The organism is Sphingomonas quercus, assembly GCF_018863195.1.
Taxonomy (GTDB): Bacteria; Pseudomonadota; Alphaproteobacteria; order Sphingomonadales; family Sphingomonadaceae; genus Solisphingomonas; species Solisphingomonas quercus.
Map to the genome: position 1 here is coordinate 85,710 of NZ_JAHKRT010000005.1, position 21,713 is coordinate 107,422.

Consider the following 21,713-nt stretch of genomic DNA (forward strand, 5'->3'; position numbering starts at 1 on the left):
CTCAGCGCTCGATCGTGCCCACCCGGCGGATCTTCCGCTGGAGCTGCATGATGCCGTAGAGCAGCGCCTCGGCGGTCGGCGGACAGCCGGGGACGTAGATGTCCACCGGCACGATCCGGTCGCAGCCGCGCACCACCGAATAGCTGTAATGATAATAGCCGCCGCCATTGGCGCAGCTGCCCATCGAGATGACGTACTTCGGCTCCGACATCTGGTCGTAGACCTTGCGGAGCGCGGGCGCCATCTTGTTGCAGAGCGTGCCGGCGACGATCATCACGTCCGACTGGCGCGGCGAGGCGCGCGGCGCGGCGCCGAACCGCTCCAGATCGTAGCGCGGCATGTTGACGTGGATCATCTCGACCGCGCAGCAGGCGAGGCCGAACGTCATCCACCACAGCGAGCCGGTCCGCGCCCACTGGAACAGCTCTTCCGTCGAGGTGACGAGAAAACCCTTGTCCTGGACATGCGCCGAGAGATCGTCGAAGAACGCCCGATCGGGCTGCACGACGACATTCTCGTTCGGGTAGGGGCTGACCTCTATTCCCATTCCAGCGCCCCCTTCTTCCAGGCATAGGCAAGGCCGAGACCAAGCTCGGCGAGGAACACCATCATCGCGCCCCAGCCCGCCCAGCCGATCTCCTTGAGGGAGACGGACCAGGGGAAGAGGAACGCCGCCTCGAGGTCGAAGATGATGAACAATATGGCGACGAGGTAGAAGCGCACGTCGAACTGCGCCCGGCTGTCCTCGAACGCGGGGAAGCCGCACTCATATTCCGACAGCTTCTCGGGCGTCGGCTGGTGCGCGCCGGTCAGCCGGCCGACGATCATCGGCAGGATCACGAACGCGCTGGACAGGGCCAGCGCCACGAACAGGAACAGCAGGATCGGCAGATATCCGCCGGCGACCGACGCCATGCTCTTACTCCATGGGACACCGGGGAGAACCGGCGTTCGGGGCGGCTTCTATGCCCGCTGCACCAGCGAAGCAAGGTGGTGGAAGGTTGAGAATGATTCGCAACAATCCCGGACGCTTGTCAGGAGTCCGCGGCTTCCACTGCTGCCCGTTGGGCGGGAGCGGAGGGTTAGCCCCGCCAAGCCTCGTATCGCGGGCCTGCCCGCATCCGCCCTCGGGACGCCATTTGGACATCCTCGATGGCGACCCGGGGCTGACCGCCGCGGAGTGCAGCGGCTTGCCGGTTCAGGCGTCCGCCCAGCGCCGCAGCAGGTTGTGATACACGCCCGTCAGGCGCACCACCGCCGGGTGCTCTCCGCCGAGCGCCGCCGTCGCGCCGCGGACGCCCTCGTCGAGGTCGAACAGGGTGCGGCGCGCGCCTTCGTCGCGGACCATGCTCTGGATCCAGAAGAAACTCGCCAGCCGCCGCCCTCGCGTCACCGGCGCGACGCGGTGCAGGCTGGAGGCCGGGTAAAGCACCATATGGCCCGCCGGCAGCTTGACCTGCCGCTCGCCGAACTGGGTTTCGATGATCAGCTCGCCGCCGTCATATTCGTCGGGCTCGGCGAGGAACAAGGTCGCCGAAAGGTCGGAGCGGATGCGGAAGTCGCTGCCGCGGAGCATGCGCACCGCATTATCGACATGCACGCCGAACGCCTCGCCGCCTTCATAGCTGTTGAACAAGGGCGGGAAGACCTTGAGCGGCAGCGCCGCGGCCACGAACAACGGCGTGCGGCCGAGCGCCTCGAGGATTGCCGCCCCCGCCTCCCGCGCCGCGGGCGAGCCCTCGACGAGCTGGCGATTGCGCTTGGCGAGCGCGGATTGGTGGCCGGAGGTGACGTTCCCGTCCACCCACTCCCCGGCCTCCACCATGGCGCGCACACGCCCGCAGGACCCGGCGTCGAGCACATCGGCTATGGCGATCAGCATCGCGCGATCCGGCCGCTCAGCCGCGCAGCACGAACGGGATCGGCACGTCCATCGGCCAGGCGACCGGCTGGCCGCCGCGGGTGGCGGGGGAGAAGCGCCAGCGGCACACCGCCTGCATCGCGGCCTTGTCGAGCCGCTCGAACCCGCTGGAGGTACGCACCCGGCAATCTCCCGGCTCCCCCGAGGCGCTGACTGTCACGCGAACGATGACGGTGCCCTGCTCCCGCTTGCGGCGCGAGTCGATCGGGTATTTCGGAGCGGCGTTGCCGAGCTGGTCGCCGGCGAAATCTGGCGGCACCACCGCCTCGCCGACCGGCCCGGACGGGCCGGCGGCAGGCGCCGCGACCGCGACGGGAGCAGGCGCCGGCGGCGGCACGGCCACGGTCTGCACCGTCGCCGGTGACGGCGGCATCTGCACGGTGACGACGGGCGGCGGCGCTACGATCTGCACCGCGGCCGGCACTGGCGGCGCCGGCTGCGGCGAGGCCGGCGGCGGCGGCGGCACGTCGTCGGGCAGCAAGGTGACGACCGTGGGCGGCGCCTTGACGCGGGTGACATGGATCACGTCGAGCGCGATCAATGCATAGAGGCCGGCGGCATGCAGCGCGACGATCAGCCCCAACGCCCGCCAGCGCGGGCCGCCCCTGTCGGCGCCATAACGCCCGCCTTGCCGCGCCACATCCGCGGCGCCGAGCGCTTCCAACGCGACACTTCGCCGATAGGCTTCCATCCGCATGACGCACGCCCCTTGGTTTCCCGGCCCGGCTACAGGAGTTGGTATTGCAAATCAATCTCAATGCGACAGTTCCGACAAAAGACGGACCATGTCTTTGACGTAAGACAAGAAGCGCCGGTCACCGGGTGCCACACACGCCCATTCCTTTCCGGCCGTCATGCTGAACTCAATTCACCATCCGCGCCGTCCCGCCCTTCGGGCTCGTCGCGTGATCGGCGACGAAACAGCCCGTCCCGAGCTTATCGAAGGGTCAGCATGACGGGCGACGCGCGTGCCGATTGCTTCGCGACCCGCCATCGAATGAAAAGGGCGGCGTCCTCGCCGGACGCCGCCCCCTTCCCCACGCCGCGCGGGCGATCAGGCGAACGGAGTCAGAAGCTGTAGTTCAACGACAGGCGGGCAGCGCGGCCCTCGCCGGGCGTCGCCCAGCCATTGTTGCGGATGCCGGTGAAGTAACGTTTGTCGGTGAAGTTCTGGACGTTGAGCTGCACATTGACCCCGTCGGCCAGCTCGTAGCCGAGGAAGGCGCGGTGGATCAGATAGCTCTTGCTCTTGTACAGCGGGCCGAGCGTGCTCGTGCCGGCGAGCAGCGCAGGAGTGTTGAGGTTGAAGCTGCCCTGGTAGGTAAGGCCATAGCCCAGCTGCAGGCCGAACGGCAGCAGATAGGTGGTGAAAAGGCTGCCCGAATGGGGCGGCGTCTGGTTGATGATCTGGCCGCGCTGCGGATCGGGCACGCCGACCGTGTTGGCGCAGCCCGCCGCGCCAGGATTGTCCAGGCAGTAATTGGACACGCCCTGCAGGATCTTGCTGTGCAGATAGGTGTAATTGGCGAAGATCGCCCATGCCGGCGTGATATTGCCGGATGCGCCGAGCGCGATCCCGTCGACACGGCTATGGCCATCCTGCACCGGGAGCGTCGGGGCGACCGGATCGTTGGTGTTGACGCTGAAATTGGTGCGATCGTTGCGGAAGACCGCGGCGGTCAGCAGCAGCTTGCGATCGAACAATTCGGCCTTGGCGCCGATCTCGTAGTTGAACGCCTTTTCCGGGGAGACGTCGCACGGGTCGAAGCTGCCGCCGGTCGTGCCCTGGATCACCGTGCCGCAGCCGGCGCGCACCGAGGTCGAGCGCGGGGTACGCGAATTGGCATAGGCGACATAGAGGCTCGCCCATTCCACCGGCTTGTAGGTGAGGCCGGCGCGCCAGGAGAAGAGAGTGTCGTCGCTGACCTGGTCGGCGCCACGGGTGAAGGCGCCGAGGTTCGCGCCAACCGTCGTGTTAAATGTGTCGCTGCGGAAGGTCGCCTTGTTGTTCTCGTAGCGCGCGCCGAGGTTGAGCTCGACCTGCGGGATCAGCGCAATCGTGTCGAACGCATAGACCGCCTTGTTGGTGGTGTGGCCATGGGCCATGCTGCTGCGGATATAGTTGATCGGTCCGGCATAGACGGTGTTCGGGTTGGCGATGTTGATCGGCGACTGGGCGACCGTGCTGCCATCCGCGTTGCGGAGCAGGTTGCCGGTGTCCATGCTATAGTCCTCCTTCGTGAAGGCGACGCCGAGCACGAAGGTGTGACGCAATGAGCCGGTCGAGAAGTCCGCCTTCAGGTCCGTCTGGTTATAAAGGAGCTGGTTCTCCTGGTCGCGGACGAGGCCGCGCGGCCCGCTCGGGTAATAAAAGCCGGGCGTGCGGCCGGTGAAGCAGGGCGCGCCGAGCTGGTTGGTGCCGTTGGCGAGGCACCATTCGCCGCTCGTCGCACCCGTGCCCGAGGCTTGCGGCGCCGACGTGTTGGTATCCTGCGCGACGCGCTGCCAGCGGGTGAGGTTGCGCACCGATACCGTGTCGCTGAACGCATGGTCGAAGCGCATCGTCGCCTGATCCATGGTGATGCGTTGCCGATCGAGGTTGCGAATGCCGAAATAGCTGCTGTCGTCCACGCCCGGCAGCGGGCCGGCATACACGTCGTTGCGGAAATAGGGCACGCCGTAGACCGGAATATTATTGTCGCGCTGGTGCAGGTAGGACAGCGTCAGGCTGGTCGGCCCCTCGACGCCGATCTTCACCGACGGTGCGATGCCCCAGCGCTTGCTCTTCTCGACGTCGCGGCCCGGATAGTCGTTGCGATGATAGACGCCGTTGAGACGCACCGCGATCAGGTCATTGACGCGGACGTTGCTGTCCACCGTGCCGCGATAATAATCGTCGGTGCCAACGCCGGCGGAAACGGTGGTCAGATTGCCGCCGTTCGGCGTCTTCTGGACGAGATTGATCGAGCCGCCGATCGAGCCGGCACCGTTGAACACGCTGTTGGCGCCGTTATAGACCTCGATCTGCTGGACGTTGAACGTCTCGGTGCGGCTGTACTGCGCGCTGTCGCGGACGCCGTCATAGAGGATGTCGTTGTTGGCGGAATAGCCGCGCAGGTTGATGCTGTCGCCGAAGCCGCCGCCGCCCTCGCCCGCGCCGAAGGTGATGCCGGGCAGCGTCGACAGCGCATCGCGCAGCGTGAGCAGGTTCTGCTGGCGCATCGTCTCGGCCGACAGCACCGTGATGGTCTGCGGCGTGTCGAGCAGCGGACGGGTCGCTTTCGGGCTCTCCAGCCGGTCCACCTTCACGGTCGCGTCGTCGATCGCCGTGTCGGAAACAGTCATGCCCTTGAGCTGCGTCGCCGGCTGATCGTCGGCGGGAGCCTGAGCGCCGACCGGCGCGGCCATCGACGCCGAGGCGACGAAGCCCACGCACGAGAGCGCCAGGAAGCTGGTGGATGAACGCTGCGACATCTCATGTCCCCTTTTGACCACCGCCTGCGCGGTTCGAAGGGGCTGCTATTGAGAGTCGCTCGCAGGGTCAACCCTTATTGAGAACGACTTTCACTTTCATCGCCGCGCTCGATCAATGCGCGGCGGAACAGCCAGACGCGCAACGCGCTGGCGAGGTTGGCCGGGGCGGCCTCTCCGATCCGCTCCGCATCGATGCGCGCAACCAGGGCGGAAAGCGGCAGGCCGTCCTCCTGCGCGGCGCGGCTTAGCGCGTCCCAGAAGACCGGCTCCAGGCTGACGGAGGTGGCGTGGCCGGCGATCATCACCGATCGCTTGACCGGGCCGGACACGCCACGCCTCCCCATCAGTACATATGCTGGCCGCCATTGATCGACAGCGTCGAGCCGGTGACGAAGCCGGCATCATCCGAGCAGAGGAAGGCAACGCCGCGGGCGATCTCGTGCGCCTGCCCGAGCCGGCCGACTGGAATCTTGGCGACGATCTTGGCGAGCACCTCGGCCGGCACGGCGGCGACCATGTCGGTGTCGATATAGCCGGGCGCGATGGCGTTTACGGTGATGCCGAAACGCGCGCCCTCCTGCGCCAGCGCCTTGGTGAAGCCGTGGATGCCGGACTTGGCGGCAGCATAGTTGACCTGGCCATATTGGCCGGCCTGGCCGTTGATCGAGCCAATGTTGACGATGCGGCCCCAGCCGCGATCCTTCATGCCCGAGAAGGTCGCCTTGGCCATGTTGAAGCAGCCGCCGAGATTGGTGTCGATGACATCCTTCCACGCCTCGTAGCTCATCTTGAGCAACGTGCCGTCGCGAGTGATGCCGGCATTGTTGACGACGATGTCGACCGGGCCGAGCGCGTCCTCGACGCGGCGGACCCCTTCCTGGCAGGCGTCGAAATCGGCGACGTTCCAGCGGAAGGACTGGATGCCGTGCTTCTCGGTGAAGGACTTCGCCTTGCTTTCATCGCCGGCGAAATTGGCTGCGACCGTGATGCCCTTTTCCTTGAGGGCGAGGCTGATCGCCTCACCGATGCCGCGAGTTCCTCCGGTAACGATCGCAACGCGCGCCATGGCATCCTCCTCAACCCATTTGCGGCAACCCTAAGCGGGGCGGACCCAGCCTTCAAGCTCGCGGTTGAGAAGGATACGCAGCATTTCAATGCCTGCGGGGCTGTCGTTGAGGCACGGGATATAGTCGAAATGGGTGCCCCCCGCCGCAAGAAACGTTTCGCGGCCGCGGATCGCCACCTCCTCCAGCGTCTCCAGGCAATCCGCCGAGAAGCCGGGCGACAGCACAGCGATGCGCTTCACCCCCTGGCCGGGCAGCGCCGCCAGCGTCGTGTCGGTGGCCGGCTCCAGCCATTTCGCCCGCCCGAAACGCGACTGGAAGGCGACGCGCACCTCGCGCCCCAGTCGTTCCGCCAGCAGCCGCGCCGTCTTCTGGCAATGGCAGTGATAGGGATCGCCGAGCGCCAGCGTTCGCGCCGGCATGCCGTGGAAGCTGGCGAGGATCAGGTCGGGCGCAAAATCCAGCGCGGCGAGACGCGCGGTGACGGAGCCGGCCAGCGCGTCGATATAGGCAGGATCGTCATGATAGGGCGGCAGCGTGCGCACCGCCGGCTGCCAGCGCATGCCGGCCAGCTGGGCGAAGGCGGCGTCATTGGCGGTGGCCGTCGTTGCCGCGCAATATTGCGGATAGAGCGGGGCAAGCAGGATGCGCTCGCACCCCTCGGCCTTCAACGCCGCGATGCGGTCGCCGATCGCCGGCCGGCCATAGCGCATCGCATGATCGACGACGACATGAGGGCCGAACGCGCCCTTCAGCGCCTCGGCCTGGGCGCGGGTGATCGCGGCGAGCGGCGAGCCGTCCTCCCGCCAGACGAGGCTATAGGCATGGGCTGACCTGGCCGGGCGGGTGCGCAGCACGACCCCGCGCAGGATCGGCTGCCACACCAGCCTCGGAATCTCGACGACGCGGCGGTCGGACAGGAACTCGGCGAGGTAGCGCCGCACCGCGCCGGCGTCGGGCGCATCCGGCGTGCCGAGGTTGATGATGAGCAGGCCGACCTTGGGGGGCGGCACGGCGGGATGATTGCCGGGCTTCTCGTCCGTCATCATCCTCTTCCCGTTTGGGTCAGGCGGAGGGGCGAGCCCGTCGAGGCCCGTAGTCGGGAAGGCGCCGCGGCACGGCTGGCTGCTTCTCGACAGGCGCGAGGCGAACGGCAGGGGTGGCAGTGTCTCGTCATATGAGCGGCAGGCTCCGGATGCGGCGGCCGGTGGCGGCGGCGAGGGCATTGGCGACGGCGGGGCCGATCACCGGCACGGCAAGCTCGCTGACGCCGCCGGAGGGCGCGTTGGTGGCGATCAGCTCGACGGCGATGTCCGGCGAGCCGGCGAGGCGCGGCAGGGCGAGCGCATCGAGGCTGGCCGCCCCCGCCGGCGTCAGCACCGGACCGAGCGCGGCGCCAAGGCCGAAGATCAGCCCACCCTCGATCTGCTGGTGGACGATGTCCGGGTTGATCGCCCGGCCGCAATCGACGGCGGCGGCGATGCGGGTGACGCGCGGCCGCCCGCCCTCCATCGCCACTTCAGCGAGCACCGCGATATGGCTGCCGAAGGCGCTGTGGCAGGCGAGGCCCTGACCGGCCGAGCCACCTTCCCAGCCGCCCAGCGTCGCCGCGGCGGACAGGCAGCGGGCGAGGCGCGGATTGCCGCTGAGCTGGCCCATGCGGAACGACAAGGGATCGAGCCCGGCGATCCCCGCCAGCTCATCCATGAAGCACTCCGTGAAGAATGCGGTGTAGCTGTGGCTCTCGGAGCGCCACAGGCCGGTGGCGACGCCGATAGCGGCAGGGTGATGGGTGACGCTGGCCGCCGGGATGGCATAGGGCGGGCGGGCGCCCTCGACGGCGCGGGCGGCGGCGGCGCGGCCGAGCGGCGCGCCGGGCATGATCCGGCCGATCACCTCGCCGAAACTGGCCGGCACCGCGATGCGCGCCTGCCAGCCGACGATGCGCGGCCCAGCGAGGCCCGCCGAAAGGCTGGCCAGCGCGGGCGGGCGGAAGCGATCATGGGCGAGATCCTCGGCGCGGGACCATTGCAGCTGCACCGGCCGCCGTGCCCTCGCCGCGATCACCGCCGCCTGACAGGCCGCCGCCACCTCCATCTTGGCGCCGAAGCTGCCGCCATGGAGCATCGGATAGATCGTCACCTGCGTCTCGGACAGGCCAAGCGTGCGCGCCGCAGCGGCGCGGAGCAGGCCGGGCGCCTGGGTCGGCGCCCAGATCTCCAGCCGGTCACCGGCATAGCGCGCGGTCGCGCACATCGGCTCGATCGCGGCATGGGCGGCGAGGCCGACGCGATACTCGGCCTTGACGGGCATTGGCGGCAGCTTGCCCTCCTCGACCAGCGCCTCGCCCGTGCCGCCGAGCGCGGCGCGGAGCGCGCGCTCGATCGCGGCATTGTCAGGCGCGGCACCCGGCGCGAAGCCGCCGCCGGCACGATCGAGGGCCTCGGCCGCCGCCCAGCTCGTCTCGCCGACGGCGGCCTGCCAGCCGTCCTGCTCGACCAGCATCAGCGCGCCGGGGACGGTCTCGGCGGCCTTGCGATCGAGCGGTCGTCGCGCCCCCGCGCCGGGCGGGCGCTGGCGGATCGCGGCGAAGGCCATGTCGGGCAAACGGACATCGGCGGCATAGCGCGCCGATCCGTCGACCTTCGCCGGGAGGTCGAGCCGGGGCACGCTGCGGCCGATGAGCAGCGGCGCCTCACGCAGCGGCAGCTCTTCCGGCGGCGCGAAGGCGGCGGCTTCGGCGGCAAGCTCGGCGAAGCGCAGCCGGTCAGGGCCGCGCGTGACGAAACCGTCAGCAGTCTCGCACGCCTCCCACGAAATTCCCCAGCGTTTGGCGGCGGCCATGCACAGCATTGCGCGCGCTGCCGCCCCCGCCTCGGCGAAGCGCCCGGCGAAGCCGCGGATCGAGGTCGATCCGGCGGTCATCATCAGGGCCGATCGGGTCGCATATTCATGGCCGGCCCAGCCAGCGACGTCGTGAAGAAAGACGGGCAGCCTGTCCCGCGCCAGCTCCTTGGCGAGGAAGTCGTTGGCGTAGAGCGGGCCGATCGGCGCCGGTTCGACCGCGACGGTACGCCAGTCGGCGCCGAGCGCGTCGGCAAGCACCTGCGGCAGGCTGGTGAACACGCCCTGCCCCATCTCCGCCTGCGGTACGGCGACGGCGACATGGCCATCCTCGCCGATCTTGAGGAAGGCATTGAACAGATGCTCGCCCGGCGCGGCGGACAGGTTCGGCCGATAGTGGCGCGGCCAGCCCATGAAGGCGATCGCCAGCCCGATGCCGGCGCCGCCGCCCACGAGCAGGCTCCGCCGCGAGATGGAGAAACGTCCGGCCATGGCGCCTGATAGGGCCGGGTTGCCGGCGGGCGCAATGCCCGGATGAGGGCGCCTGCGGCCCAAGTCGACGAAGTTGCGATATTGGCGGGCGGCGCGGCCCGGTGAGCGCGATGCGTCACCCCGGACCCGTTCGACAGGTCGGCACGGGCCTGGTCCAGGGCGCGCCCCTCCGCCGACTGCGGGCCTTTTGTGGCGGGCGGGCGGCGAACCGAATCCGGCGTGAGCGCGGCAGGGTGCGCGGACAGGTGCCCGCCCCCGATCGGCCGCCGGCGTAAAGCGCCGCTTTCCAGATCGCCCCGCCCGCTCTAAGGCGGCAGCGAAACAGCCGCGGGAAGAGTTTTGAGCAGCCTCCTCGTCACCGGCCTCGTGGCCAGCGCCTCATCCGCGATCCAGTTCAGCGAGCTCGGCCTGTCGCCGGTTGCGCTCGACCTCGGCTTCTTCCAGATCCGCTGGTATTCGCTGGCCTATATCGCCGGCATCGTCATCGGCTGGTGGTATCTGCTCAAGCTGCTCGACAAGCCGGGCGCGCCGATGGCGCGGCGCCATGCCGATGATTTCGTGACATGGGCGACGGTCGGCATCATCCTCGGCGGCCGGCTGGGCTATGTCGCCTTCTACCGGCCAGACTATTACATGGCCCACCCCGGGGAGATTTTCCGCCTGTGGGAGGGCGGCATGTCGCTGCACGGTGGCGTGCTCGGCACGATCCTCGCGATCCTGCTGTTCGCGCGGCGCAACGGGCTGAACTGGCTGCGCATCCACGATTATATCGCCTGCTGCGCGCCGTTCGGGCTCGGTTTCGGGCGGCTGGCCAACTTCATCAACGGCGAGTTGTGGGGCCGGCCGACCGACGTGCCCTGGGCGATCGTCTTCCCGCGCGCCGACGCGCTGCCCCGCCATCCGAGCCAGCTCTACGAGGCCGGGCTGGAGGGCATAGTGTTGTTCGCGATCCTGTGGTTCGCGTTCTGGCGCACCGATGCCCGCTATCAGCCGGGCAAGCTCGCCGGGCTGTTCATCCTCTTCTATGGCCTGTTCCGCTTCTTCGTGGAATTCTATCGCGAGCCCGACGAACAGCTGGTTGGCTTCGCCCAGGCAACCGGGCTTCATATGGGCCAGTGGCTGTGCGTGCCGATGATCCTCGGCGGGCTGTGGCTGGTGTGGACCGCCAGGGGGCGGCGCGTGCGGGTGGAGCCGACCGCCGGTGACGCGAGCGTCTCCTGACCTGACGAGCGAGCTGGCGGCGCGCATCGCGGCGGGCGGGCCGATCCCGATCGCCGACTATATGGCCGCCGCCAACGCCACCTATTATGCCGAACGCGATCCGCTGGGCGCGGCCGGGGACTTCATCACCGCGCCGGAGATCAGCCAGATGTTCGGCGAGCTGATCGGCCTGTGCCTCGCCGATCTGTGGGCGCGGTCCGGCGCCCCTGCCGACGTGGCGTGGGTCGAGCTCGGCCCGGGACGCGGCACGCTGAGCCACGACGCGCTCCGCGCCGCCGGGCGCGCGGGGCTGGCACCCCCGGTGCATCTGGTCGAGACGAGCCCGGCCCTCAGGGCGGCGCAGGCGCGGCTGCTGCCCGGCGCGCGCTGGCATGAGGCAGCGGCCGGCCTGCCCGCGGATCGGCCGCTGCTGGTCGTGGCCAACGAGTTTTTCGACGCGCTGCCGGTGCGGCAGCTGGTACGCGAAGGGGCGGCCTGGCGGGAGCGGCTGGTCGACTGGCGCGACGGGCGGTTCGTAGCCGTCGCCGGCACGGCGGTGGCCGAAAAGGGGCTTCCCGAGGCGGAGGACGGCGCCATCCTCGAAGCCAATCCGGCGGCGCTGGCGATCGTCACCGAGCTGGCCGGGCGCATCGTCGCCCGGGGCGGGGCGATGCTGATGGTCGATTACGGCCACGACCGGACGTCGATTGGCGATACCCTGCAGGCGGTGAGCCGGCACGCCCATGCCGATCCGTTCGCAGCGCCGGGAACGCGCGATCTCACCGCGCATGTCGATTTCGCCGCGCTCGCCGCCGCCGCAGCAGCGGCCGGCGCCCGCACGCACGGGCCGGTTGAGCAGGGCGCGTTCCTTACCGCGCTCGGCCTTGCCCAGCGGGCGGCGGCGCTGGCCCGCGCGGCGCCGGCGCGGGGCGACGAAATCGCCGCGGCGTATCGCCGGCTCGCCGATCCGGCCGAAATGGGGCGGCTGTTCAAGGTGCTGGCGGTGTCGGCTCCGTCATGGCCGCAGCCGGCCGGGTTTTGAGGAAGAGAAGATGAGTGTCACGCCGATCACCTCGCCGCTGCTCGCCCCCCTGCCCCACGGATTTCTCGGTCGCGCCGGCGGCGTTTCGACCGGCATCCATGCCGGCCTGAATGTCGGGTTCGGCTCGGACGATGATCGCGCCGCGATCGTCGAGAACCGGCGGCGGGCGGTGGCTGCGGTGCTGCCCGGCGCGGCGCTGGTGACGGTGCATCAGGTCCATTCGGCCGAGGCCGTGGCGGTGACGGCGCCGTTCCCGGACGAGGCCCGCCCCCATGCCGACGCACTGGTGACGGACAGGCCGGGCCTGCTGCTCGGCATCCTCACCGCCGATTGCGTGCCGATCCTGTTCGCGGACAGGGACGCCGGCGTCGTCGGCGCCGCCCATGCCGGGTGGAAGGGCGCGTTCGGCGGCGTGGTCGCGGCGACGGTGGCGGCGATGGCAGGGCTGGGCGCACGCGCGGAGCGGATCACGGCAGCGGTGGGGCCGTGCATCGGACGCGCGTCCTACGAAGTCGACGATGGCTTTCTGCGGCGCTTCTGCATGGACGATGCCGAAAATGAGCGCTTCTTCCTCGACGGCCAGCGCGAGGGCCATCACCAGTTCGACATCGAGGCCTATGTCGCCCACCGGCTTGCCGAGGCGGGGGTGACGCGGGCCGAGCTGGTCGGGCTCGACACCTATGCCGACGAGGCGCGGTTCTTCAGCTATCGTCGCGCCACCCATCGCGGCGAGCCCGGCTATGGCCGGCAGATCAGCCTGATCGGCATGGCGACCGGCGCATGAGGCGGCGCGACACATTGACAGCACGGCCGCGCCCGGTGTTAGCGACCGGCCGGATGGCTTCCCCTCTCCTCTTCCGCACGACGCTCTGCCTGCTGATGACGGGCGCCGCCTGGGTCCCCGCCCGCGCGGAGGAGGCGCTGGCGATGATCGAGGCGCCGGCACTCGATATCGCCGACCTCCATGCGCAGCCGGTGTCGCTGGTGGTGACGCAACCCGCAGGCGAACCATCCACGGCGGCTCCCGCCGTGGCGGAGGCGGCCTACGGCCCGCCCGCGCCGGACAATGGCCGGCCGGCGAAGCGCGACCTGCGGACGTTCAGCGAGCAAGTCGGCGCGGTGAAATGGGAAGTGGGCGGGATCGCCGCCTACATGACGGTGATCAACGTCAAGAAGATGACCGAAGTCGGCACCCGCGGCTTCCATTTCCAGAACGAGGGCTGGTTCGGTAAATCGACGCTCAACCTCGGCGTCGACAAGCTGGCGCACGCCTTCAACACCTATGCGATCTCGGACATCCTCTACGCCCGCCTGCGCCGCAAGACCGACGCGCCGAGCGCGGCGGTGACGGCAGCGGTGCTCGCCTCGGGGCTACAGATCTACAGCGAGTTCTTCGACGCGGTGAAGAAGAGCAGCGGCTTTTCGGTGCAGGACGTCGCCTTCAACACCGCCGGCGCGGCGCTGTCGGCGTTGCGCAACAGCGTGCCGGGGATGCGCGACAAGCTCGATTTCCGCCTGCTGTTCATCCCCAATTCCGACATCTACACCTTCATGGGCGGCGAGCATTATGAGCAGGAGCGCTTCCTGCTCGCGCTGCAACTGTCCGGCTTCGAGGCGTTCAAGCACACGCCGCTGCGCTTCGTGGAGCTCCACGCCGGCTATTACGGCAAGGATTTCTCCGGCCCCGATCGCGACGCCGGCAAGATCCCGCAACGCAAGCCGTTCATCGGCATCGGCCTCAACCTGCAGGAGCTGCTGTTCCCGCACCCGCGCTCGCGCGCCGCGAAGATCGGCCGGGGCGCGCTGGATTATTTCCAGGTGCCCTATACGGCGGTGCATATCGACTGATCGTCTCGCCGTGCATGACGGGCGCAAGCGCGGCGCTGGCGCCGTCAGTCGACATCCTCCACGTCAACCTTCTCGCCCGTCACCCGCTGGGAAAGCGCGGCGGACATGAAGCGGTCGAGGTCGCCGTCGAGCACGTCCGACGGCGCGGTGGAGGTAACGCCGGTACGCAGGTCCTTCACCAGCTGATAGGGCTGGAGGACGTAGGAGCGGATCTGGTGGCCCCAGCCGATATCGGTCTTGGTGGCGTTGACCGCGTTGGCCTCCTCCTCGCGCTTGCGCAGTTCCGCCTCGAACAGCCGCGCCTTGAGCTGCTTCATCGCCTCGGCGCGATTCTTGTGCTGCGAACGCTGGTTCTGACAGGAGACGACGATGCCGGTCGGGATATGGGTGATGCGCACCGCCGAATCGGTGGTGTTGATGTGCTGACCGCCGGCGCCCGACGCGCGATAAGTGTCGATGCGCAGGTCCTTTTCCTGCACCTCGATCTCGATATCGTCGTCGACTTCGGGATACACCCAGACGCTGGCGAAGCTGGTGTGGCGCCGTGCCGAGCTGTCATAAGGGCTGATGCGGACGAGGCGGTGGACGCCGCTTTCCGTCTTGGCCCAGCCATAGGCGTTCTCGCCCTTGAGCAGCAGGGTGGCGGACTTGATGCCCGCCTGTTCCCCGGCGTGATGATCGACCAGCTCGACCTTCATCCCGTGGCGCTCCGCCCAGCGCGTGTACATGCGCTGCAGCATCTCCGCCCAGTCCTGGCTCTCGGTGCCGCCGGCGCCGGCATTGACCTCGATATAGCTGTTGTTCGCGTCCGCCTCTCCGGCAAGCAGCGCCTGCACCTTGTCCGCCTCGGCCCGCTGGGCGAGCGCGGCGAGGCTGGCAACGCCTTCGTCGACCAGGGCGCTGTCGCCCTCGGCCTCGGCCATCTCCATCAGCTCGATGGTGTCGTCACGCTCGCGCTCGATCGCCTTGACCGCAGCGACCGCCTCGTCGAGGCGGCGACGCTCCTGCATCACCGACTGGGCCTGCTTCGGATCGTCCCATAACCTGGGGTCCTCGACGCGGGCGTTCAGCTCGTCGAGCCGGCGCAGCGCGCGGTCCCAGACGAGGAAGCGGCGGACGAGCGCCATCGCCGCATTGATCTGATCGACATGAGCCTGCGCTTCGGCGCGCATCGGGGAAACTCCTGAATGGCGGGAGCGCGGCGGGGCGCGCAACACCTATGTGGGCGCGGGCCTTAGTAGATGCCACCCTCGCGCTGCAAGAACTCGCTGTCGCGCGGGCCCTGCTGCACAGCCTCGGTGACCTTGGGCACGACCTCGTCGCGGTGGAGGGCGCGCCGCGGCTCGGTGGCGGGCTTGAACGCTTCCCAGATCGTGCCGGCGAGCGGATCGCTGGTCGGCCAGCCGCCGAACACCTGCCGGCCGGTGCGCCGATCGATGCGCACGAGACGGATGCCGGCCGGGGCGCGGAATGGCACCACTGGCATGTCCTTCATCGCCACCTGCGCCCATTGCTTGAAGATCGGCGCCGCGACCGTGCCGCCCTCCGCGCCGCCGAGGGGAACCGGACGATCATAGCCGACATAGACGCCGGCCACGACGTCGGCCGAACCGCCGACGAACCAGACATTGGTCGGCCCGGTGGTCGTCCCGGTCTTGCCGAACAGCGGCCGGCCGAGATCGCGCAGGACCGTCGCCGTGCCACGCTGGACGACGCCTTCCAGCACATGCACGACCTGATAGGCCGTCATCGCATCGAGAAGCTGGCGGGCGACCACCGGCGGACGCGGCATCGGCTTGCCGTCCCATTCGGCCATGTTGCAGCGATCGCAAGGACGGGTGTCGGCGCGATAGATCACCTTGCCTTTCCGATCCTGCACGAAATCGATCAGCGTCGGTTTCAGCTCGCGGCCGTTATTGGCGAGCATCGCATAGGCGTTTGTGAGCCGCTCCACCGTCGTCTCACCGGCGCCGAGGGCGACGCCCAGCGTCGCCGGATAGCGGCCGATGCCCATGCGCTCGGCAACGCCGACGACGCGCTCCATGCCGATGGTGGCGGCGGTGCGCACCGTCATCAGGTTGCGGCTCTGCTCGAGGCCCCAGCGAATGGTGCGCGGGCCGGCATAGCCACCGGAGAAGTTGCGGAAGCATTTCCGCCCGAGCTTGACCGACTGGTAGACGCAGAACGGCCCGTCGACGATGATCGAGGCCGGGGTCAGGCCGTTGTCGAAGGCGGCGGCGTAGACGAACGGCTTGAAGCTGGAGCCGGGCTGGCGCTCGGCCTGGGTGGCGCGGTTGAAGCTGTCGCCCTTGCTGTCGAAGCCGCCCTGCATTGCGAGGATCTGGCCGGTGTGCGGGTTTTCGACGATGAAGCCGCCCTGCACCTTGGGCACCGAGCGCAGCGCCCAGCGGTCACCCTCCTGCTTGACGGCGATGATGTCGCCGGCCTTGAGGAAGTCGAAGGCGCGGCCACCGACGCCGCGCTTGGGCATCGTCGCCGCCGAGGCCGGCAGCGTGCCGGTGACGCCGCCGGGCAGGCCGATCTCGGCCGCCTGGCGGGTTTTGGACAGAACCACCGCCGCCCGCCAATCGGCATAGCCGACGCCTTTATTGGCCTGGGCGAGGCGCAGCGGCCAGCCGTCGCCGACCTCGATCCGGCCGAGCGGCCCGGACCAGCCGCGCCCGCTTTCGTAACGGACGAGCCCGTCGCGCAGCGCGCGTTCGGCGGCCTGCTGGTTGTTCGGATCGAAGGAGGTGCGCACCCACAGGCCGCCGGCATAGACGGAATAGTCGCCATCCTTGGCCGTCTCGCCGAAGCGATCGATGAGCTGACGGCGGACTTCCTCGGTGAAATAGCCGCCGGGCGGCTGCGGCCGCGGCTGGCCGCTGCCGAGGGTGACGGCGCCGAGCGGCTGGCGATCCGCCTCGGCGCGCTGCGCGGCGGTGATATAGCCGTTGGCCTCCATCTCGCGCAGCACATAGGCGCGGCGTTCCAGCGCGCGGGCCATATCGCGCTCGGGGGTATAATTGGCGGGCGCCTTGGGCAGCGCCGCGAGATAGGCCGCCTCGGACAGGCTGAGCTGGCCGATATCCTTGCGGAAATAGGCCTGCGCCGCGGACTGCACGCCATAGGCGTTACGACCGAGGAATATCTGGTTGAGATAGAGTTCGAGGATCTGCTTCTTGTCGAGCGCACGCTCGATGCGCCGCGCGAGGATCGCCTCGCGGATCTTGCGCGTGGGCGAATATTCGTCGCCGATCAACAGGTTCTTGGCGACCTGCTGGGTGATCGTCGAGCCGCCGCGTGCCCGCTCGCCCGAGCCCATCTTGGTGACATATTCGAACACGCCGTTGAGGAAGGCGAGATAGTCGATACCGCCGTGGCGGAAGAAGTCCTTGTCCTCGGCAGAGAGGAAGGCGTTGACGACGACGGCCGGATATTCGTCGAAAGCCAGCTGCACGCGGCGCTCACGCGCGAAGGTCTGGATCGGCGTGCCGTCCAGCCCCCGGAGATTCGACGGCAGCGGCGGCTCGTACGTCAGGAGAGCATCGGCGGATGGCAGTCCGCGTCCGAAGATTGTTAGGAAAATTCCTATTGCCAAGAGGAATGTGACTATCGCCGCCAGGATCAGCTGCACCCAGCGCCGCTTGAGGATCGGGGGCATGTCCCGCCTGATCCGTATCCGCTCCACCCATTCCATCGCGCGCGGTCTAGCAGATGCGCGGGCGGATGGAAGCTGGTCCGTGCCGCCCGCCCCCGTCCTTCATGCCGATCCGGTCCGGCATCCGGCCGATCCCGTGCGACGGCCCTGACCGGCGGGTAGCCCTGAAACAAGCCTGCCCTGAGCCCGGCGAGGGGATCAGGGTGCCGGACGGGGCCCGGTGGCGATCCGCGCCAGCTGCATCTCGACGGCCCGGCGCGCGCCCTCGGCGATGGCGCGCCGGCCCGCGGCGGACTGGAGGAACGCGGCATCGGCCGCGTTGGAGAGATAGCCGGTCTCATACAGCACCGCCGGGATGCCGCCCGAGCGCAGCACGCTGAAATTGGCGAAGCGATGCGCGACGGTGCGGAAGCGGACCACGGGGTCGGTCTGCTGGCGAAGCAGGCGGGCGAAGGCGGCGCTCTCGTTCATCGTCTCGCGCTGGGCGAGATCGGCGAGAATCGAGCGTACGTCCGGCGCCTGCGCGCGCAGGTCGAGGCCGCCGAAACGATCGGCGCTGTTCTCCCGCGAGGCGAGGCGCGCCGCCTCGCGATCCGAGGCGACGTCCGACAGGGTGTAGACCGAGGCGCCGCGCGCCGCCCGGTTCGGGGCGCTGTCGGCATGAATGGAGAGGAACAGGTCGGCCTTCAGCCGGCGGGCGATGGCGACGCGCTCGGTGAGCGGCAGGAAACGATCATCGGCCCGGGTCAGGGCCACGCGCACCCGGCCGGACCTGACCAGCGCATCGCGGATGGCGAGCGCGGTGGCGAGCACGACGCGCTTCTCGGCGACGGAGCCGCCGGCAGCCAGCGTCCCGGGATCATGCCCGCCATGGCCCGGATCGATGACGACGAGCGGCCGACCGCGGCCGCGCGCCGGCTCTGAAACCGGCGGCGAGGCCGACTGGGCAGCCTTGATCGCTGCCGGCCCCCTTCCCACATCGGGCGCGGCGACGGCGGACGCAACTGCCGCCAGGCCGGCCAGCAGCGGCAGCAGCATCAGGGGACGGGACGCAGGCACGCGGCGGGCCTTAGCCGGCCGGAACGCGGCTTGTCATGCCCGCATCGGACGGTCCGGCGGCGACAGCTTGCCCCGAACCGGGCCAGATGCTAGCAACACCGCCATCGGAACGGCATCGCGCCTCATCGGCCCGTCGCCCCGATATCCCGCCGGCCCTTCGGGCGACCGGCTTTGCTCAGGTTGAACGCCGTATAATGCCGCATCCTTCGCCCGCCCCGGACAGCCCCCTCACGGGTGGCCTGTGGGCGGCCTTCTTCCCGGCGCGGACCGCCGGGGATGCAGCAACGGCCAAGGCACATCCATATCCTTATTTTGGCGCGCGCCCCGCTTCGGGCGGAGAGGCCCGCGCCCGGAGACACACCAATGACCACGCGTATGCTCATCGACGCGCGCCACCCGGAAGAGACGCGCGTCGCGGTCGTCAAGGGTAACCGGATCGAAGAATTCGATTTCGAATCCGCCGAACGCAAGCAGCTCAAGGGCAATATCTATCTCGCCAAGGTGACCCGCGTGGAGCCGTCGCTCCAGGCGGCGTTCGTGGATTTCGGCGGCAACCGCCACGGCTTCCTCGCCTTCTCGGAAATCCACCCGGATTATTATCAGATCCCCAAGGAGGATCGCGAGGCGCTGCTGCGCGAGGAGGCCCAGCACGCCGCCGAGGAAGAGGCGCTGCGCGCCGCCGAGGAAGCGGCCGAGGAGGCCGCCGCCGCCTCCGGCCAGCACGATCCGGACCTCGACTCGATCGAGCGCCTCGACGATGACGGGGCCGAGGAATCGCTCGACGCCGCCGAGGATCATGATCACGAGGACGCGCCGCCGCCGCCGGCCCCCTCCACCAACGGTTCCGACGAGAACACCGCCGAGCAGCTCCGCCAGAAGCGGATGAATCTGCGCCGCCGCTACAAGATCCAGGACGTCATCCACCGGCGCCAGGTGCTGCTGGTCCAGGTCGTCAAGGAAGAGCGCGGCAACAAGGGCGCGGCGCTCACCACCTATCTGTCGCTGGCCGGCCGCTACTGCGTGCTGATGCCGAACACCTCCCATGGCGGCGGCATCAGCCGGAAGATCTCCAACGCCTCCGACCGCAAGCGGCTCAAGTCGATCATGGCCGAGCTCAGCCTGCCGCGGACGATGGGCTGCATCGTGCGCACCGCCGGCCTCAGCCGCAGCCGCACCGAGATCCGCCGCGACTTCGATTATCTCGCCCGGCTGTGGGACGGCATCCGCGAAAAGACGCTGACCTCCTCCGCGCCGGCGCTGATCTACGGCGACAGCGATCTGGTGAAGCGCGCCATCCGCGACATCTATAATCGCGACATCGAGGAAGTGCTGGTCGAGGGCGAGGCGGGCTACCGCGCCGCGCGCGACTTCATGAAGCTGCTGATGCCCAGCCACACGCGTCGCATCAAGGCCTATGCCGATGCCGTGCCGCTGTTCCAGCGCTTCGGCGCCGAGGACCAGCTTTCGGCGATGTACCAGCCGGTCGTCCAGCTCAAGTCCGGCGGCTATCTGGTGATCAACCCGACCGAGGCGCTGGTGTCGATCGACATCAACTCGGGCCGCTCGACGCGCGAGCATAATATCGAGCAGACCGCGACCGCCACCAACCTCGAAGCGGCGCGCGAGATCGCGCGGCAACTGCGCCTGCGCGACATGGCCGGCCTCGTCGTCATCGACTTCATCGACATGGAGAACAGCTCCAACATCCGTAAGGTCGAGAAGGCGATGAAGGAGGCGCTGAAGGACGATCGCGCCCGCATCCAGGTCGGCCGCATCTCCTCCTTCGGCCTGATGGAGATGAGCCGCCAGCGTCTGCGCACCGGCGTGCTCGAGGCCTCCACCCGCCCCTGCCCGCACTGCGACGGCACCGGCTTCGTGCGTACGGCATCGTCGGCCGGCCTGTCGGCGCTGCGCATGCTGGAGGACGAGGCGGCACGCGGCCGCGGCTCGCGCCTGACGCTGCGCGCCAGCCAGGAAGCGGCGATCTATGTGCTCAACCGCAAGCGCGCCGAACTCGCCGAGATCGAGGATGTCTACGGCGTCCATATCGAGGTGATGCCCAACGGCGAGGCCGAGGGCGCGCGCATGGCCGTCGAGGTCTCCGGCCCGCCGCCGGAGCACGCCCCGCGCATTCCCGCCCCCGCCGACTATGCCATCGAGGATGACGAGGACCTCCCTGAGGAGGAAGAGGAGGAGCTGGAGGACGAGGAGGCCGAGGCCGCCGAGGATGCTCCGCGCCGCAGCGGCGAAGAAGGCGAGCGTGGCGATCGCGAAGGCGGTCGCAAGCGTCGTCGCCGCCGGCGTCGTCGGGGTGGTCAGCGCGAGGACGGCGAGGCCGGTGAGGCCGGTGAGGCCGGTGAGGCCGGTGCCGCCGATAGCGATGCCACCGGTGAGGATGAAAGCGAAAGCGAGGGCGAGGGCGAGGAAGAGCTTGCCGCCGCCGAGACGCCGGAGGACGCCAGCGAGGCCGAAGCCGAGGGCGAGGGCGATGAGCGCCGCCGCCGCGGCCGTCGCGGCCGCCGCGGCGGGCGTGGCCGCCGCAAGGCCGAGGCCACGACCGACACGGCGGTGACCGAGCTGCCCGAGGCGATCGAGACGCTCGCCGCCGAGGAAGCCCCGGCGCTGGCCGGGCTGCCCGAGGACGAGCCGGCCGCCGAGCCCGCGCCGAAGCGCACCACCCGCCGCCGGCCGCGCGCCCGCGCTGCCGAAGCCGAGACGGTCGCGACGCCGGTTGCCGAGGCCCTCGCCCCGGCTCCCGAGCCCGAGGCTCCGGCCCCGGTCGCCGCGGAAGAGACGCCGGCCAAGCCCAAGCGCGCCCGCCGCAAGAAGGCCGACGCCCCGGTCGAGGCAGTCGCCGAGCCCGAGGCTCCGGCCCCGGTCGCCGCGGAAGAGGCGCCGGCCAAGCCCAAGCGCGCCCGCCGCAAGAAGGCCGACGCCCCCGCCGAGGCGGCGGCCAGGCCCGACGCGGAGGCCGATGGCGCGGCTGAGGGCGAAGCACCGGCCGGAGAGGCCGGCCAGCCGCGCCGCGGCTGGTGGCAGCGGACCTTCGGGGCCTGAGGCGCGCGGTGGAGGTCGTGCCCAGCGCCGCCCTCCACCGCGCCCCCCTGC

The 21,713-nt window shown here is 69.5% G+C and carries 17 protein-coding genes; 5 read left to right on the top strand and 12 right to left on the bottom strand.

Going from position 1 to position 21,713, the window contains the following annotated elements; all coding sequences use genetic code 11:
* Position 1: 1 nt before the first annotated feature.
* From KOF26_RS10475 to KOF26_RS10515, 9 genes are all read right to left on the bottom strand, one after another.
* Complete coding sequence (locus KOF26_RS10475; RefSeq protein ID WP_216324300.1) at positions 2-547, bottom strand: NuoB/complex I 20 kDa subunit family protein; 546 nt, start codon at positions 545-547, stop codon at positions 2-4.
* Entirely contained in the window at positions 538-915 is a 378-nt protein-coding gene (ndhC, locus tag KOF26_RS10480) for an NADH-quinone oxidoreductase subunit A (protein WP_216324303.1), read from the bottom strand. Before ndhC ends, KOF26_RS10475 begins: the two co-directional genes overlap by 10 nt.
* Before the next feature lie 283 nt (positions 916-1,198).
* The gene (locus KOF26_RS10485; RefSeq protein ID WP_216324305.1) at positions 1,199-1,882 is read right to left on the bottom strand and encodes a Fe2+-dependent dioxygenase; all 684 of its coding nucleotides are present in this window, start codon (positions 1,880-1,882) and stop codon (positions 1,199-1,201) included.
* Positions 1,883-1,898: 16 nt separating this feature from the next.
* On the bottom strand, positions 1,899-2,618 hold the full coding sequence (locus KOF26_RS10490) for an energy transducer TonB (RefSeq protein WP_216324307.1): 720 nt from the start codon (positions 2,616-2,618) through the stop codon (positions 1,899-1,901).
* Between the two features lie 371 nt (positions 2,619-2,989).
* On the bottom strand, positions 2,990-5,395 hold the full coding sequence (locus KOF26_RS10495; RefSeq protein ID WP_216324309.1) for a TonB-dependent receptor: 2,406 nt from the start codon (positions 5,393-5,395) through the stop codon (positions 2,990-2,992).
* Between the two features lie 74 nt (positions 5,396-5,469).
* Positions 5,470-5,739, bottom strand: a complete 270-nt coding sequence (locus KOF26_RS10500) for a ribbon-helix-helix domain-containing protein (RefSeq protein WP_216324311.1) — start codon at positions 5,737-5,739, stop codon at positions 5,470-5,472.
* Complete coding sequence (gene phbB, locus KOF26_RS10505) at positions 5,739-6,461, bottom strand: acetoacetyl-CoA reductase (RefSeq protein ID WP_216324313.1); 723 nt, start codon at positions 6,459-6,461, stop codon at positions 5,739-5,741. The genes KOF26_RS10500 and phbB overlap by 1 nt, the downstream gene beginning before the upstream one ends.
* A 30-nt stretch (positions 6,462-6,491) precedes the next feature.
* The gene (gene hemH / locus KOF26_RS10510; RefSeq protein WP_216324315.1) at positions 6,492-7,505 is read right to left on the bottom strand and encodes a ferrochelatase; all 1,014 of its coding nucleotides are present in this window, start codon (positions 7,503-7,505) and stop codon (positions 6,492-6,494) included.
* Positions 7,506-7,632: 127 nt separating this feature from the next.
* Positions 7,633-9,795 (bottom strand): xanthine dehydrogenase family protein molybdopterin-binding subunit, encoded by a 2,163-nt coding sequence (locus KOF26_RS10515; RefSeq protein WP_216324318.1) that lies wholly within the window; start codon positions 9,793-9,795, stop codon positions 7,633-7,635.
* A gap of 339 nt (positions 9,796-10,134) precedes the next feature.
* On the opposite strand from KOF26_RS10515, the gene lgt reads away from it, so the two are divergent.
* Genes lgt through KOF26_RS10535 form a run of 4 tightly spaced genes read left to right on the top strand, consistent with a single transcriptional unit; the run spans position 10,135 to position 13,885 of the window.
* A complete protein-coding gene (lgt, locus tag KOF26_RS10520; RefSeq protein ID WP_216324321.1) occupies positions 10,135-11,016 on the top strand; it encodes a prolipoprotein diacylglyceryl transferase in 882 nt (293 codons plus the stop codon).
* Complete coding sequence (locus KOF26_RS10525; protein WP_435876847.1) at positions 10,997-12,037, top strand: class I SAM-dependent methyltransferase; 1,041 nt, start codon at positions 10,997-10,999, stop codon at positions 12,035-12,037. Before lgt ends, KOF26_RS10525 begins: the two co-directional genes overlap by 20 nt.
* A gap of 10 nt (positions 12,038-12,047) precedes the next feature.
* Entirely contained in the window at positions 12,048-12,821 is a 774-nt protein-coding gene (pgeF, locus tag KOF26_RS10530; protein ID WP_216324324.1) for a peptidoglycan editing factor PgeF, read from the top strand.
* Positions 12,822-12,874: 53 nt separating this feature from the next.
* Entirely contained in the window at positions 12,875-13,885 is a 1,011-nt protein-coding gene (locus KOF26_RS10535; protein WP_253201335.1) for a DUF2279 domain-containing protein, read from the top strand.
* Between the two features lie 44 nt (positions 13,886-13,929).
* Here the strand turns inward: KOF26_RS10535 and prfB are convergent, their stop codons facing one another.
* The 3 genes from prfB to KOF26_RS10550 form a co-directional block, all read right to left on the bottom strand.
* Positions 13,930-15,057 (bottom strand): peptide chain release factor 2, encoded by a 1,128-nt coding sequence (gene prfB, locus KOF26_RS10540; RefSeq protein ID WP_216324328.1) that lies wholly within the window; start codon positions 15,055-15,057, stop codon positions 13,930-13,932.
* Positions 15,058-15,119: 62 nt separating this feature from the next.
* Positions 15,120-17,585 carry a penicillin-binding protein 1A gene (locus KOF26_RS10545; RefSeq protein ID WP_216324331.1) on the bottom strand — a complete coding sequence of 822 codons (2,466 nt, stop codon included), beginning with the start codon at positions 17,583-17,585 and terminating at the stop codon, positions 15,120-15,122.
* Positions 17,586-17,744: 159 nt separating this feature from the next.
* A complete protein-coding gene (locus tag KOF26_RS10550) occupies positions 17,745-18,605 on the bottom strand; it encodes an N-acetylmuramoyl-L-alanine amidase family protein (RefSeq protein WP_363182230.1) in 861 nt (286 codons plus the stop codon).
* Between the two features lie 363 nt (positions 18,606-18,968).
* On the opposite strand from KOF26_RS10550, the gene KOF26_RS10555 reads away from it, so the two are divergent.
* The gene (locus KOF26_RS10555) at positions 18,969-21,662 is read left to right on the top strand and encodes an Rne/Rng family ribonuclease (protein WP_216324334.1); all 2,694 of its coding nucleotides are present in this window, start codon (positions 18,969-18,971) and stop codon (positions 21,660-21,662) included.
* The last annotated feature ends 51 nt before the right edge of the window (positions 21,663-21,713 follow it).

Bases quoted from the DNA above. Each gene is read 5' to 3' on its own strand.
- KOF26_RS10475 (WP_216324300.1), bottom strand. From the start codon at position 547: ATGGGAATAGAGGTCAGCCCCTACCCGAACGAGAATGTCGTCGTGCAG.
- ndhC (WP_216324303.1), bottom strand. From the start codon at position 915: ATGGCGTCGGTCGCCGGCGGATATCTGCCGATCCTGCTGTTCCTGTTC.
- KOF26_RS10485 (WP_216324305.1), bottom strand. From the start codon at position 1,882: ATGCTGATCGCCATAGCCGATGTGCTCGACGCCGGGTCCTGCGGGCGT.
- KOF26_RS10490 (WP_216324307.1), bottom strand. From the start codon at position 2,618: ATGCGGATGGAAGCCTATCGGCGAAGTGTCGCGTTGGAAGCGCTCGGC.
- KOF26_RS10495 (WP_216324309.1), bottom strand. From the start codon at position 5,395: ATGTCGCAGCGTTCATCCACCAGCTTCCTGGCGCTCTCGTGCGTGGGC.
- KOF26_RS10500 (WP_216324311.1), bottom strand. From the start codon at position 5,739: ATGGGGAGGCGTGGCGTGTCCGGCCCGGTCAAGCGATCGGTGATGATC.
- phbB (WP_216324313.1), bottom strand. From the start codon at position 6,461: ATGGCGCGCGTTGCGATCGTTACCGGAGGAACTCGCGGCATCGGTGAG.
- hemH (WP_216324315.1), bottom strand. From the start codon at position 7,505: ATGACGGACGAGAAGCCCGGCAATCATCCCGCCGTGCCGCCCCCCAAG.
- KOF26_RS10515 (WP_216324318.1), bottom strand. From the start codon at position 9,795: ATGGCCGGACGTTTCTCCATCTCGCGGCGGAGCCTGCTCGTGGGCGGC.
- pgeF (WP_216324324.1), top strand. From the start codon at position 12,048: ATGAGTGTCACGCCGATCACCTCGCCGCTGCTCGCCCCCCTGCCCCAC.
- KOF26_RS10535 (WP_253201335.1), top strand. From the start codon at position 12,875: ATGGCTTCCCCTCTCCTCTTCCGCACGACGCTCTGCCTGCTGATGACG.
- prfB (WP_216324328.1), bottom strand. From the start codon at position 15,057: ATGCGCGCCGAAGCGCAGGCTCATGTCGATCAGATCAATGCGGCGATG.
- KOF26_RS10545 (WP_216324331.1), bottom strand. From the start codon at position 17,585: ATGGAATGGGTGGAGCGGATACGGATCAGGCGGGACATGCCCCCGATC.
- KOF26_RS10555 (WP_216324334.1), top strand. From the start codon at position 18,969: ATGACCACGCGTATGCTCATCGACGCGCGCCACCCGGAAGAGACGCGC.